The following is a 14009-nucleotide window of genomic DNA, read 5'->3' on the forward strand; positions in this document are numbered from 1 at the left end:
ACATACCGTTAAATTGAAACAAGACTAACTCATGAGAGTTAGTCTTGTTTTTTATGGTTAAAGGGGGTAACCACCAGATTATCGGATGCGGCTTTCTGATTCCGCATCGAAGAAATGACATTTATTCATATCAAAAGCAAGCTCAATTTTTTGACCGGCTTTGATATCAGTTCTTGCATCCACGCGCGCTACAAAGTCCTGGTCCGCGACTTTAGAATAAAGCATCAGTTCTGCACCAGTCAGCTCAGATACCTCGATGTCAGCCATAAAGGTAGCACCTGAAGCCGTTTCAATAAACACAGGCTCATCGTGAATGTCTTCCGGGCGTACACCTAGAATGATGTCTTTTCCTACATAGTTTTGTGAACGCAGCTTTTTCATTTTTCCTTCAGGAATAGAAAGCGTTTGTCCTTTTACTTCAAATCCTTGATCTGTTAATTTACCACTGAAAAAGTTCATGGCAGGAGAACCGATAAATCCTCCAACAAACACATTCTCCGGATTATCGTAAACTTCCTTAGGTGATCCTACTTGCTGGATGAAGCCATCTTTCATTACAACAATACGCGTGGCCATTGTCATGGCTTCTGTCTGATCATGTGTAACATAAATGGTTGTAGTTTGAAGACGTTGGTGAAGCTTAGCAATTTCTGCACGCATTTGAACTCGGAGTTTTGCATCCAGATTCGACAAAGGCTCATCCATCAGAAATACTTTTGCATCCCGTACAATTGCCCGTCCCAGTGCAACACGCTGACGCTGTCCGCCTGAAAGGGCTTTTGGCTTACGATCTAACAATGCTTCAAGACCAAGAATCTTAGCTGCATTTGTAACGCGTTTTTCGATTTCTGCTTTATCAAATTTACGCAGCTTCAGACCAAACGCCATATTATCATAAACGCTCATATGAGGGTATAATGCGTAGTTTTGGAAAACCATTGCAATGTCGCGGTCTTTAGGTGCTTTATCGTTTACACGTTCTTCACCAATATAGAAATCACCTTTAGAGATCTCTTCAAGTCCGGCGATCATTCTCAGTGTAGTTGACTTACCACAGCCTGATGGTCCGACAAAGACAATAAATTCTTTGTCTTTAATATGAAGATTAAAATCTGATACAGCTGTTACATCTTTATCGTATACTTTATAAATATTATCAAGTTTTAGTTCTGCCATGTGAAATTCCTCCAATATGTAGTGGTTAAATCTAGGTTTATTGTATAGCATAATGTAAGCCTTTCCAATGGTAATAGTGCACAAAAAACCAGCATTTCTTTCGTCATGTTGACGGAAGGCATGCTGGCTTAGTTTACATTGTTTTCATTGATTTCATCGATTCCCATTTAACGGAAGCTAAATAGGCAGTGAAGATGCCATGAAATGATTTTAAATCAAGACCGGTTCCTTCTGAAAACTTGTCGAGCCGGTATTGCAAGCTGTTGCGATGCAAATAAAGCCGCTTAGCAGTACTGCTTACGTTTGACAGATTTTCAGCCAGGGTTCGTATAACAGAGGCTAGCTCTGGGTCTGCATCAAATAGTTTATATATAAGATCAAATTGCGACTGCCATTCAAACTCACTGAAACGATTGAGTACGATCAGCGGTAATATTGATTGCGCTGATGCAACCTTTTGACGTTTAAGGAACTGTTTTGATTGCGTATACCAGTCAATCTCCAACAATAATGCTTCTTTAAGATCTTCCTGAACAAGATGGAACGAACCTGCAAAAAACCGCACCGTTACCCCAAGATCGTTTTCTAAGGCTTGAGCGGCTGATGTCAGTTCCTCGATTGAGAGTGTATTTGCCGTCTGCAGCTCGACTACATAACCGTTCATTTCGTCCCTTTTTACAATTGTTGCTTCATCAGAAAACACAAATTCCAATGGATGTTCTTCAGCATTAAAATCAGGAATGCCATCAAAAGAGAATAGAACGATTCTAAAAATCGAATCTGCGGGAAGGGGGCAGATAGAGAGATTTCCAAACAAATATTGGTTCCACACATGTATATTCTGACTTTCAGGCGGCTCAGCAGGATCAAGCATTATCTGAATCAGTTCATATTCACTTGCGGAAAGTCCATTTTCAGGAAAAGCGATCATTTCATTGGTTGCCCTGTCCTGAAACCACTTAAAATGGCTATAATCTTCCTTCATTACATCACTCATTTGACGAGAGGAAGGAATGGTTTTTAACAGTTTTTGAATAATCGACATAGACATCATCCTTATTGGTAATGCCTATATTGTATAGAAGATTGAAAAGAAATAAAAGGGGAAGAAACAGCAAAGCGACTGCATGAGCAGCCGCTTTGCATCGGGCTATGACCCGTTAGGCGGTGTTTCCTGTTTCAGATCTCGCGCTTCTTCAATGTTAGGAAGATGATGGTATCGGTGAACGGTGCCGCCGCTCATTCCTTCATTAATAAAACGGTCAATATCCATACAGACTTTATCTCTGCCTTCATAAGTTGAGTCCGGCAAGAATGATGAATTTTTCATTAAAGCACCCCCTGAACTTACTATATGTAAGCGCGGGATAAGCTATACTCTGATATCGCAATAGATAAAATTACCACAAATATCCATTCATCCATCATTTTTGGCGAATGAATCCTGCTGTTAATCATACACATGATACAGCATCAGTTCATGCAGCTGTTTTTTTATCTTATTTTCTTCATTATTATTGTGAAAAACACATTGATTGGTCCATTCGATGTCACCCGTTTTATGATATATACCGTTAATCTGCTGACCTTGATATAAAAATGTGAAAGTCCATCCCGGAAGCTGAGTATTTTCAAACATCGGCTTGTAATGAAAGTGCTGGATCATATGTAAAACCTCCATTTAATATGCTTAGGTTAAGTATAGCATGACCAATGAACTGCTGGTAATAGACTCATACCTGACCGACCTTGAAAAAACAGGAATAAGAGAGGTTTTGTGCATGCTTTTTACAGCCTTTCTGCTATACTGAAATTTGAAAAGATGAAGTCAATGAAGGGTGAAGATTTAATGAATACTTTTGTTTTATTAATGATTATGATGGTTGTAGGGGCAGCGATTGGAGGATTTACAAATTCTCTTGCAATCAAAATGCTGTTTAGACCGTATAAGGCCCTGTTTATAGGGAAGTGGCAGATTCCTTTTACACCTGGTCTCATACCTAAAAGAAGAGAAGAACTCGCAAGGCAGCTCGGCCTTATGGTCGTCAATCATCTATTGACTGCCCAAAGCTTAAAGGATCGCTTCTTAAATACAAAGCAGGAAAAAGCTTTAACAGGCTGGCTCCAAAAAGAGAGCGACCGTATTTTTGAATCTGAAGAATCGGTGGAAACCTGGCTGGGCAAGTTTGATATAGAATCACCTGCTCCATATGTAGAGAAATCCATGAATGAGTGGATCGAATCACAATATGAAGAAGTAAAAGAAAGATACAAAACCCAGACACTTCGTGAAACGCTTCCCGAAAGGTGGCTGGTGCGCTTAGATGACAAAGTTGAAACAGTTTCGAATTATATATTAGCTAAAGGTACAGATTATTTTGATTCAGATGAGGGCAAGGAACGGATTAACATCATGATTGAAGATTTCTTCAAAACAAGAGGCACATTAGGCAGCATGATTCAGATGGTCATGGGCAATTCTTCGTTAGCTGATAAAGTACAACCAGAAATCATAAAGTTTTTGAATCATAAAGGAACTCATGCTATACTCGAACAGGTTTTGCGCAAAGAGTGGGAAAGCGTAAAAGATTGGCAGTGGGACCGGGCTTTTTCCATTGTTACCGATCAGGATCTGCTCGTTCGACTCCAAGGGTTAGTGAAGGAAAGAATCAATTTAGCAGAGTGGCTTAAACGTCCGTTAGGGCAGGCTGTCGCACCATTGCAGGAAGGCACAGTAAACCGTCTTATTCCTCGAGGGGTAGAAATAGCCAGAGATCTTCTTTCACAAAAATTAGAGCAGCTGCTGTCAAAAATGAATCTGCAGGAAATTGTGCGAGAGCAGGTGGATTCATTTGAGGTTTCCCGACTCGAAGAATTAGTGCTCGGCATCTCCCGCCGTGAATTTAAAATGATTACGTATTTAGGCGCATTACTAGGGGGAATTATTGGATTGTTCCAGGGGGTATTGGTCCTTTTAATCGGCTGAGCAATTAATACTAAAAATCATGTTTGACCATTCTTCCTGCGGGGAAGAGGGTAAGTGTGATAAAAAAGGAGGATTTTAAAGATGTCAGTTAATCTATACGACCATGCAAATGAACTAGAACGAGCTATTCGTCAAAGCGAAGAATTTACAGAGCTGCAGTCTATGTACGATGCAGTCAATAATGATGAAGAAGCGAGAGGGATCTTTGAAAACTTCAGAGACATTCAATTGGGTCTTCAGCAAAAGCAAATGAGCGGTGAAGAAATTTCTGAAGCAGAAATTGAGCAGGCTCAAAAAACAGCTCAGCTTGTCCAGCAGCATGAAGTAATTTCAAAGCTTATGGAATCAGAACAGCGCATGAGCATGATGATTCAGGAATTGAATAAAGTAATCATGAAGCCACTCGAAGAATTATATGGATCTATGGAAAAAGAAGGACCAACTCAATAATTCTTTTTAAAAGCCCGCCTGATTTTCAGGCGGGCTTTTTTTGATTGTATAGTAAGAGCAGAGGCAGCATCTAACCGGCGGCTCCCGTTTTTACTGGGAGCTCTCGAACCTCATCTGCTTCCAAAATCAAAACAGTATAGTGCTGCTTCTAAAACATCTGCAGCTCTCCTTAATTCGCTTCTTCCTTTCTGACAATGTTGACCTTAAGGTAAAAGGTTTGTACACTTGAGCAAGTGAGTTCCGCCAGAAAGGTGAGGGAAATGAATATTATTGTTAAAGGAATACAAGATAAGCGTTATGAACGCAATTTACAGCTTATAGCAGATTTATTTTTTGAAGATTCAACGCTTGAAATAAGCGCTGAAGAAAGCGCTGATGCATTTGAAATAGTGATTACTGTTGAAATCGACCATGGATTTATTCATGCGAGAGCTGCCACAGTTGATCCGGAATTATCAGCATTCAGAAAAGCTCCTTATGAAGAAAAAAGCACAGAAAAAGAAAGCTTTAAACAAAATAAAAACGTTGTTTCCCACGTTTTCCTGTCCATTCTTCAACAGTACACTGGAATGACTCAAAAATGGGGAGTGCTGACAGGAATCAGACCGACTAAGCTTATGCATAAGCAAAGAATGAATGGATCTCCTGCCCATAAAACGCGTACCTATTTAAAAGAACAATATTTAATTACAGATGAAAAAATTAAGTTAATGGAAGAAATCGTGGATCGTCAGCTTACAATGATTCCTGATCTATATGAAATTCAAGAAGAGGTCAGCATTTACATTGGCATCCCGTTTTGTCCGACCAAATGCGCGTATTGCACATTTCCTGCATTTGCGATTCAAGGAAAACTTGGAAAAGTTTCATCGTTTCTCGCCGGACTGCATTATGAAATACAAGAAACCGGGCGATGGCTGAAAGAACGCGGAATTAAGATTACTACCATTTATTTTGGCGGGGGCACACCAACAGCCATAACAGCTGAGGAAATGGATGCCCTTTACGATGAAATGTACCGGTCATTTCCCAACGTTCAAAATGTGAGGGAAGTGACGGTAGAAGCGGGAAGGCCTGACACCATTTTTCCTGACAAGCTTGAAGTCCTGAAAAAGTGGAATATTGACCGCATATCGATAAATCCTCAGTCGTATACGGATGAAACGTTAAAAGCGATTGGCCGTCATCACACAGTTCAGGAAACGATCGATAAATTTCATCTATCGAGAAAACATGGCATGAACAATATTAATATGGATCTGATAATTGGTCTGCCTAATGAAGGAACAGCAGAACTCCAGCATTCTTTAAATGAGACGGAAAAGCTGATGCCGGAATCCGTCACCGTTCATACTTTATCATTTAAACGAGCATCTCAAATGACATTGAACCGTGAGAAATACAAAGTAGCGGACCGGACAGAAGTAGAAAAAATGATGGATTTAGCTCAAAAATGGAATAAAGATCATGGCTATGTTCCGTATTATCTTTACCGTCAAAAAAATATCCTGGGGAATCTGGAAAATGTCGGTTATGCTAAGCCGGGGGAAGAGAGTTTGTACAATATTCTTATTATGGAAGAAGTTCAAACCATCATTGGCCTTGGGTGCGGAGCGGCAAGCAAGTTTATCGATCCGGAAACGGGAAAGATTACTCATTTTGCAAACCCAAAAGATCCTAAGTCTTACAATGACAGTTTCATCGACTACACCAGAAAAAAAATCGACTATCTTGAGTCAATCTTTCCTAAAAAACCACAGGAAGACAAGAAAGCAAGACAGATTTAATTGTACAGAAAATAATATATTTATTTAAATGCAGGATAATGAGCCGACAACCTCGAAATTATGAATGAATATTCATTTTAAAAAGGGGATGGAAGCATGACTGTAAATACTGATTATCACTCAATTAAGGTTACAATCGAGAATTCGGTTGCCTGGGTTTCACTTAATCGTCCACATAGTCTTAATGCACTTCAAGAAGAAATGATGACTGAACTTCTACTAGCGCTTAAGGAACTTAACCGGGACTCTACCATTCATGTCATCGTGTTAAAAGGGGAAGGCAGAGGGTTTTCTTCAGGCGGTGATATCAAAGCAATGCTCACTATGGATAGTGAAGAGCAGTTTCAAGGCTTCATGGATATGATTTCAGAGCTGGCATTGACTTTGTATTCAATGGACAAAATCACAATCTGTGCGATTCATGGAGCAGCTGCCGGTTTAGGCTTCAGTCTTGCGTTAGCATGCGATTATGTGATTGCAGAAGAGGGAAGTAAAATTGCTATGAATTTTATTGGCATAGGTTTGGTCCCTGACGGCGGAGGGCATTTTTTACTGAAAGAGCGCCTTGGCGCTCAAAAGGCAATGCAGGTAATCTGGAAAGGCGAAGTGATGAATGGGCAGGAGGCTTATTCACTTGGCTTAATTGATAAGATCACAGCAGAAAATAAGGGGCTTGAAGAAGTGGGCAAGCTTGTTGCACAACTAACTGCAAGTCCTTTAAAAGCAATGAAAGAAAGTAAATTTATTTTGCGTTCAACGAAAGTGAAGGAGCTTAAAGCTATTCTGGACCTTGAACGTGAGTCTCAATGGAGAATGCGTCAAACCGAAGATCACAAAGAAGGAATTAAAGCTTTTACAGAAAAAAGAAAACCGCAATTTAAAGGGGAATAAAACAAGCCGGCGAATTTTTTTCGCCGGCTTTTTTGTGCTTTCTGTTTCATGCTGTAAGCCTGTACAGAGTTACAGTTATGTATGGAACAGCAATAACTTTCCTCTAGGCGATACTAAGCGGTGGGTACGCTCTGCTAATCCCTCTTCTTCTAACTTTTGTTTGCCAATCTCTTTTGCTTCTTCATCTTTTTCAGCTTGAAATGAATCTTCAAACAGTAAGTTCCCCTTGTGATCAAATGCTGTCATTTTGTAAACATCCATTTTATCCTCTCCAATCTCCTTGTTCTCATATATTTTTACACAATCACTATATCTTAGTAAAGCTGAAGACAAAAAGAAAATTTAGTGAACCTTTTTTCAATATGAATCGTATAAACTAAAAGAGAGAACAGGAGGCAGTATAATGACCTTACATATTGATCATGTAACGAAAAAATTCGGTACACACACGGCAGTTAATCAATTATCACTCACCATACCAGAACAATCCATGTTCGGTTTTTTGGGAGCGAACGGAGCAGGAAAGACGACGACATTCAGGATGATGCTTGGTCTAATTGATGCTTCAGCAGGAACCATTACCTGGAATGGCAAATCGATTGGATACCATAACAGTTCTCAGGTTGGCTATCTTCCTGAAGAAAGAGGACTTTATCCCAAAATGAAAGTAAAAGAGCAAATCGTGTATCTGGCCAGGCTAAGGGGAATGGACAGAAAAAAAGCAGAAACTGAACTAGTATATTGGCTTAATCGCTTCAACGTTCCTGAATATGAAAATAAGCGAGTAGAAGAACTATCCAAGGGGAATCAGCAAAAAATTCAATTCATTGCAGCTATTCTTCATAAACCTGAGTTAATTATTTTAGATGAGCCCTTCAGCGGACTTGACCCTGTTAATGTGGAGCTGCTGAAAGAGGCTGTGCGGGATATTCAGCGACAGGGTGCGACGATTATCTTTTCAAGTCACCGCATGGAGCATGTAGAGGAATTATGTGAAAGCCTTTGTATTATTCATAAAGGATCCCCTGTTTTACATGGGAAATTAACAGAAATAAAGCGATCGTTCGGCAAGAAAAATCTGCTCATTGATTCTGATATGGACCTGCGTTATTTATCTTCTTTTCAAGGCGTTGTGAAAATAAAGGAACGAATAGAAGGAATCACGCTTCAAATTGAAAATGAAGAGATTTCACAGTCAATTCTTAGTGATATTCAAGGCAAAGGATTTATCAGACGATTTTCGTTGGAAGAACCTTCATTGAACGATATTTTTATAGAGAAGGCAGGTGCTTCTTTTGAATAGATTTGGACTCATTTTATCAAAAACGTATATGCAGAAGGTAAAATCAAAGTCTTTTTTGATTACGACCATTTTATTTGCTCTTGCTATTGTAGTTGGAACCAACTTTCAAAGCATTGCCGGTTTGTTTGATTCCAAAGACGGCTCTGAAGAAACATGGGAAGTTGTTGTCCAAGATGACAGCGGGACTGTTGCAGCAGCTCTGGAACAGCAAATCGTTTTCGTGAATGACCAGATAGCCATTACTAGAAGTGAAGAATCAATTTCAGAGCTTGAGAGTCAGGTGGAGCAGGGAGAATACGATGCCCTTTTATCTGTGACAATTCAGGACAGCGGGAAAATCATGGCTGACTATTTTTCTGATTCACTGACTTCAGACCGTTATTCTTCTGATCTACAAGTGGCCATGCAGACGATTCAATCGAATTTTGCTGCATCAGAACTTAATTTAAGCGCAGACGAACTGGCTACTTTAAATATGCCTGTTTCGTTTAACCATCGCTCTTTTACCGATGGTGCCAAGTCTGCTGAAGAGCTGGATGAAGCAAGAGGGCTCGTATATATTCTCATTTTTGTCATTTATATGTCTGTACTTATTTATTCAATGATGATTGCAACCGAGGTAGCGACTGAAAAATCTTCGCGCGTTATGGAAATTCTCGTATCGAGTGTTCCGCCGATTCAGCAGATTTTCGCGAAAATTTTAGGTGTAGGTCTTCTTGGATTAACCCAGCTGGCTTTATGGGCGGCAGTCGGATTTGTTTCCATCCAGTTAAGCAGCGACTCATTTGAAGGAGGCATCTATACGCTTTTTGATTTTTCTGGAAACAGTTTAGGGACGATTGTGTATGGCATTATCTTTTTCCTGCTGGGCTACTTTTTATATGCAGCACTCGCAGCGTTACTTGGTTCACTTGTCAGCAGGACAGAAGACCTTCAGCAGATGCTGATGCCAGTTAATCTTCTAATCGTAGCGGGAGCCATGCTGTCTTTCTTCGGTTTGGCGAATCCAGAAGCCTCTATGATTACGATTACTTCCTACATTCCCTTTTTTAGTCCGCTGGTGATGTTTACCCGCGTGGGAATGCTCAATCTGCCGCTGTGGGAACCAATGCTCGCAATCGGTCTGACACTCCTCACAATTTTTGTGATTGGATGGTTTGGAGCAAAGGTATACCGGGGAGGCGTTTTAATGTACGGCAACAGCTCTTCTTTTAAAGATTTGAAAAAAGCGCTGATCCTATCTAAAAAAGAAAGATAGGCTGGTAAACAAGCAGATAGTAGACGGAAATCCCTTAGGTCCTATTCTTTTCTTTGATGGGATAAGAAGAATCATTTACAATAGGGGTAGCGTAGAAAAATGAATGAAATTCTGCTTAATAGAAATTGCTTTAAACCTTTAAGTGAAGAGCGGACGTCTGTCAGGCGACTATGCCCTGTATCAGAAAACACAAAGCAGCAACCGAAACAGACTTGGTCTGCCCAGAATGAAGGAGAGTGTAAGACATGAATGGAATAACGTATTTAAAAGCTGGAGATCCGGTAGATCAGTATTTGTTAATCAAGCAATCAACAAAAAGTGTAACGACTGCCGGCAAGCCCTTTTTAACCCTGATATTTCAAGATCGCAGCGGCGATATTGAAGCAAAGCTTTGGGATGCAGGCGAAGGGGATGAAAAAAAATATGCTGCTCAAACAATTGTAAAAGTAACCGGAGAAATTCATAACTATAGAGGAAAAAACCAGCTGAGATTAAGACAAATTCGTCCTGCATCTCAAGCTGACGGTGTTTCAATTGGAGAATTTTTGGAAACTGCACCCGTATCAAAAGAAACCATGATGGATGAGCTGACCCAGTATATATTTGAAATGAAAAATCCTACAATCCAGCGGCTGACAAGACATCTTGTTAAAAAGCATCAAAAGGAATTTATGGAGTTTCCGGCAGCTACAAAAAATCATCATGAGTTCGTTTCCGGCCTTGCTTATCATGTGCTGTCTATGCTGCATATTGCAAAATCTGTAACTTCGCTCTATCCATCTTTAAATAAAGATCTACTGTACGCAGGGATCATCCTGCATGACATGGGGAAAGTGGAAGAACTATCAGGACCTGTATCGGCTACTTATACATTAGAAGGCAATCTCTTAGGCCATATAACGCTAATGATAAATGAAATAGGTCAAGCAGCAGAAGAATTAGACGTAAAAGGGGAAGAAGTATTAATGCTGCAGCATATGGTGCTCTCTCACCATGGTAAAGCAGAGTGGGGTTCTCCGAAACCGCCTATGTTAAGAGAGGCGGAAATCTTGCACTATATTGATAATCTGGATGCAAAGATGAATATGATGGACCGGGTATTGAACCGTACAAAAGCAGGAGAATATACGGAACGTGTCTTTGCACTCGAAAACCGCTCGTTTTATAAACCTCTTATGTATGAAGATGATAGCGAATCGTAAGCTCGAGGAATGTTCAACCGATTTTTTGCATAGGCTGTCCATAACCAACAAAACAATTGAATACAAAATTGTTTTTAAGGAGGAGCAGCTATGTTTCCAATATGGATCGATTTAATCATTGGCGGAATTGCGGTTAGTGCAGTGATGGCGGTAAAAGCAGCTTATGTGGAAAAAAAGGTTGAAAAAGAATGGATCGAAGAACATGGACAAACTTATATCAAAAGAATGATTGAAGAAAAACAAAAAAGACTCGCGTACAGAGAAGAAGAATAGAGCTTATACAAAGAAAAGGGAGCCGCTTTAATGCGGCTCCCTTTTCCTATCGTATGATGTGGATATGTTGATGAGCTGATTTGACAAGAACGATCTATTCTTTGTCAGTGTCTTCCTCAGTACCTTCTTCAACAGGCTCTTCAGACGGAGCTTCTTCAGGCTCAGCCAGCAGGGAATCAAAAGCAGAAGACAACTCTTCATCTTTGATATCAATGTCTGCATCACGCATAATTTCCTGAATGATGGCAGTGACCTGCGTTTGATCCACCTTTTCCAGCTTTAAGTCCCGTTCGATCCCGTCGCGCATTTCATCCAGGCTTTCAATGTCAGCCTCTCTTGTTTCGGTTACTTCAATAATGTGATAACCAAAATTTGTTTGAACAGGGTCGCTAATCACGTTTGGTTCCAAAGTGAAAGCCGCTTCTTCAAATGCAGGATCCATTTGACCGGCAGTAAAAAAGCCAAGATCTCCTCCAGTTTCCTGTGCGGCTGGCTCAGTTGAGTACTCTTTAGCCAGCTCAGTAAAATCTCCGCCATCTTCAAGAAGCTGTTTCACTTCCAATGCGGTTTCTTCATCTTCAACCAGGATATGGCGTGCACTGACCTCTTTTTGCATCTGATCGTAAGCTTCTTGTACTTCTTCATCTGTTACATCGATATCGGCAATTAAAGCATTTTCCTGAAGCTTATTCAGCATCAGCATTTCACGGAAAGATTCCTCTGTATGTCCTTGCTGAGATACAACAGCATCGAATTGTTCTTCACCGCCATATTGTTCTTTCATCGAATTTATTTCTTCATCAATATCTTCTTCTGACACAGGATACTTCTCCTGTAGAACATTTTCAAGCACCATCATTTGAAGGGCTTGTTCGCCTACCGTGTTTTTCATTTCCTGATAAAATTCTTCTTTTGTTATATCACCTGCAGCTGTCGAAACGATAACTTCTCCATTTTCTTCATCACTGCATGCAGCCAATCCTGAGACACCTGCTGCCAATGAAACCATTGCAATCCATTTCTTCATACCATTTTCTCTCCCAACTAGCTGTTCTCTTTCTAAATACGTTCAAAACATACTATATCATATTTCCATATCACGGAGTATGTCTTATTTTTCTCTGTTTTTGTAAAAAAACTGCAAGGCTGCCTTTCATCATTTATTTTTCACAATTATTCAGGAATCCATTCCAATGCCCATGCCATTTCTCATGGAAGTGAATAGCATAAATAAGAAAGGAAGGAGGGGTTAAAATGGGATACGGCTATGGTGGAGGCTTCGCTCTAATCGTTGTGCTCTTTATTTTGCTGATTATTGTAGGTTCAGCTTGGTTCTAAAATAAAGCAAGACCAAAAAGGAGGAAATAAAATGTCAGGTGGCGGATACTACGGCGGTTTCGCATTAGTTGTCGTGCTATTTATTCTTTTGATCATCATTGGTTCAGCTTGGTTCTAAAACAAGCGGATTAAATGAAAAAGAACGGACCTCTATGGGTCCGTTCTTCATTATGTGTATAACACTTCTACATAAGATGATAAAAGCAGAATTAAAATTAAAATATTGATCGTACGAAATACCTTTGGCTGCTTTTCATCAGGTATTTCTTTTTGTACGCATAACTTATTTGTCATGCGGTTAATGGCGTACAAAATAAAGATAGTAAACAGTATAAATAGCGCTGCTACGGAGACCATTGCCAAACCCCTCCTATTCTCTACCTACTACAATATCAAAAAAAGAGACAAAAAAACAGACTTAGCTCTTATTCTTTCAATCTGAAAGACGAAAACCCCCCCATGAATTCCACTATTTTGGCAATCACATGGAGGGGTTTATTTCAATTATGCATTAGTATATTGAATGTTTTTTACCGGAACCAGAATCTCATAGCCCTCATCATATTCCTCAATAAAAGCCCCTTTAGGCGACTTCAATAAACACTTCGCATACAAAAAGTCCACAAGACAAATGCCGCAGTGATAAGCCGTCAACATCGTGAAATAGTGTGAATAACTAGGAAAAGAAAAAGCTCCTGTCAACAAGACTGTATTAATAATGATAAAGGGTGAAACAAGTGCCAAAATAAAAGCAGTTTTAGGAATAGGTTTTTTTACCCGAACAGACATAATCGGCACAAAGTAAAATTGAAAACGGGTCTTAATAATGATGTTATTCAGATAGCTGAGCAAGGGCAGCACATGAAATAATTTATGTGACGGATAAATGATAAATAACCCAATTACAAAAACTAAAAAATATTGATCTTTTAACGAAGTCTCACTAATCAATTGTGATGAAATATATAAGAAAGAAAAAACAGCCAGAACAAGGATCGCAGAAAACATAAAGATCCGATAGAATCCGTACTGTTTTTTCACATTTATTGATTTCCAGCAATGCATCTTAAATCGCCTCCTAAACTCGACGACACGTCAATTTTTACAACCTGAGAGTTACTTTACTCCCCTTGAATACAAAAATCAATACCTTTTAAAAAAATTTACAAAAGTAAAAGTGCAAGCAGGCGTTTAGGGGCGACAGACGTAAGACGATCCGAGGAGCTGCCTGCTGGAACTGGATAAAGTAAAAGTGAAAGCAGGCGTTTAGGGGCGACAAGCATAAGACGCACTGCACATATAGGCGCCCTTTGCCTATTGGGCAGGGTGGCTTATGACCTCGAGC

18 protein-coding genes are annotated in these 14009 nt (G+C 39.8%); 10 read left to right on the forward strand and 8 right to left on the reverse strand.

The features are described 5' to 3' along the window. Positions 1–78: 78 nt before the first annotated feature. The 4 genes from KR50_RS12205 to KR50_RS12220 all read right to left on the reverse strand — a co-directional run bounded on the left by KR50_RS12205 (position 79) and on the right by KR50_RS12220 (position 2842). The gene (locus KR50_RS12205) at positions 79–1176 is read right to left on the reverse strand and encodes an ABC transporter ATP-binding protein (protein ID WP_041058935.1); all 1098 of its coding nucleotides are present in this window, start codon (positions 1174–1176) and stop codon (positions 79–81) included. 133 nt (positions 1177–1309) lie between these two features. Then, positions 1310–2221 (reverse strand): PucR family transcriptional regulator, encoded by a 912-nt coding sequence (locus KR50_RS12210; protein WP_041058938.1) that lies wholly within the window; start codon positions 2219–2221, stop codon positions 1310–1312. A gap of 105 nt (positions 2222–2326) precedes the next feature. Next, positions 2327–2506 (reverse strand): hypothetical protein, encoded by a 180-nt coding sequence (locus tag KR50_RS12215; RefSeq protein WP_041058941.1) that lies wholly within the window; start codon positions 2504–2506, stop codon positions 2327–2329. Between the two features lie 120 nt (positions 2507–2626). Beyond that, entirely contained in the window at positions 2627–2842 is a 216-nt protein-coding gene (locus KR50_RS12220; protein WP_041058944.1) for a YheE family protein, read from the reverse strand. A gap of 183 nt (positions 2843–3025) precedes the next feature. On the opposite strand from KR50_RS12220, the gene KR50_RS12225 reads away from it, so the two are divergent. The 4 genes from KR50_RS12225 (at position 3026) to KR50_RS12240 (ending at position 7290) form a co-directional block, all read left to right on the forward strand. After that, a complete protein-coding gene (locus KR50_RS12225; RefSeq protein ID WP_041058999.1) occupies positions 3026–4162 on the forward strand; it encodes a DUF445 domain-containing protein in 1137 nt (378 codons plus the stop codon). Positions 4163–4243: 81 nt separating this feature from the next. Beyond that, on the forward strand, positions 4244–4612 hold the full coding sequence (locus KR50_RS12230) for a YlbF family regulator (protein ID WP_041058947.1): 369 nt from the start codon (positions 4244–4246) through the stop codon (positions 4610–4612). A gap of 260 nt (positions 4613–4872) precedes the next feature. Then, on the forward strand, positions 4873–6399 hold the full coding sequence (locus KR50_RS12235) for a coproporphyrinogen III oxidase (RefSeq protein WP_041058949.1): 1527 nt from the start codon (positions 4873–4875) through the stop codon (positions 6397–6399). Between the two features lie 96 nt (positions 6400–6495). Next, positions 6496–7290 (forward strand): enoyl-CoA hydratase, encoded by a 795-nt coding sequence (locus KR50_RS12240; protein WP_041058952.1) that lies wholly within the window; start codon positions 6496–6498, stop codon positions 7288–7290. A 75-nt stretch (positions 7291–7365) separates the two neighbouring features. Here KR50_RS12240 and KR50_RS12245 read toward each other — a convergent pair whose 3' ends face one another. Then, a complete protein-coding gene (locus KR50_RS12245; RefSeq protein WP_041058954.1) occupies positions 7366–7551 on the reverse strand; it encodes a YhzD family protein in 186 nt (61 codons plus the stop codon). 142 nt (positions 7552–7693) lie between these two features. Between KR50_RS12245 and KR50_RS12250 the strand changes: the two genes are divergently transcribed. The 4 genes from KR50_RS12250 (at position 7694) to KR50_RS12265 (ending at position 11326) form a co-directional block, all read left to right on the forward strand. Beyond that, complete coding sequence (locus KR50_RS12250; RefSeq protein ID WP_041058957.1) at positions 7694–8593, forward strand: ABC transporter ATP-binding protein; 900 nt, start codon at positions 7694–7696, stop codon at positions 8591–8593. After that, the gene (locus KR50_RS12255) at positions 8586–9851 is read left to right on the forward strand and encodes an ABC transporter permease (protein WP_041058960.1); all 1266 of its coding nucleotides are present in this window, start codon (positions 8586–8588) and stop codon (positions 9849–9851) included. The genes KR50_RS12250 and KR50_RS12255 overlap by 8 nt, the downstream gene beginning before the upstream one ends. 245 nt (positions 9852–10096) lie before the next feature. Further along, a complete protein-coding gene (yhaM, locus tag KR50_RS12260; RefSeq protein WP_041058963.1) occupies positions 10097–11053 on the forward strand; it encodes a 3'-5' exoribonuclease YhaM in 957 nt (318 codons plus the stop codon). A gap of 90 nt (positions 11054–11143) precedes the next feature. Then, positions 11144–11326, forward strand: coding sequence for a sporulation YhaL family protein (locus KR50_RS12265; RefSeq protein ID WP_041058966.1), 183 nt, complete (start codon positions 11144–11146; stop codon positions 11324–11326). A 94-nt stretch (positions 11327–11420) separates the two neighbouring features. On the opposite strand, the gene KR50_RS12270 is transcribed toward KR50_RS12265, so the two are convergent. After that, positions 11421–12353: a peptidylprolyl isomerase gene (locus tag KR50_RS12270; protein ID WP_041058969.1), complete on the reverse strand. Its 933-nt coding sequence runs from the start codon at positions 12351–12353 to the stop codon at positions 11421–11423. Between the two features lie 227 nt (positions 12354–12580). Between KR50_RS12270 and KR50_RS12275 the strand changes: the two genes are divergently transcribed. Both KR50_RS12275 and KR50_RS18305 read left to right on the forward strand, forming a co-directional pair. Next, positions 12581–12664, forward strand: a complete 84-nt coding sequence (locus tag KR50_RS12275; protein ID WP_041058971.1) for a YjcZ family sporulation protein — start codon at positions 12581–12583, stop codon at positions 12662–12664. Between the two features lie 31 nt (positions 12665–12695). Next, complete coding sequence (locus KR50_RS18305) at positions 12696–12782, forward strand: YjcZ family sporulation protein (protein ID WP_084215586.1); 87 nt, start codon at positions 12696–12698, stop codon at positions 12780–12782. 50 nt (positions 12783–12832) lie between these two features. On the opposite strand, the gene KR50_RS12280 is transcribed toward KR50_RS18305, so the two are convergent. Together KR50_RS12280 and KR50_RS12285 are read right to left on the reverse strand one after the other, a co-directional pair. After that, positions 12833–13021 carry a hypothetical protein gene (locus KR50_RS12280; protein WP_041058974.1) on the reverse strand — a complete coding sequence of 63 codons (189 nt, stop codon included), beginning with the start codon at positions 13019–13021 and terminating at the stop codon, positions 12833–12835. 147 nt (positions 13022–13168) lie between these two features. After that, on the reverse strand, positions 13169–13729 hold the full coding sequence (locus KR50_RS12285; RefSeq protein WP_041058977.1) for a DUF3267 domain-containing protein: 561 nt from the start codon (positions 13727–13729) through the stop codon (positions 13169–13171). Between the last annotated feature and the right edge of the window lie 280 nt (positions 13730–14009).

This window comes from Jeotgalibacillus campisalis, assembly GCF_000829515.1.
Taxonomy (GTDB): domain Bacteria; phylum Bacillota; class Bacilli; order Bacillales; family Jeotgalibacillaceae; genus Jeotgalibacillus; species Jeotgalibacillus campisalis.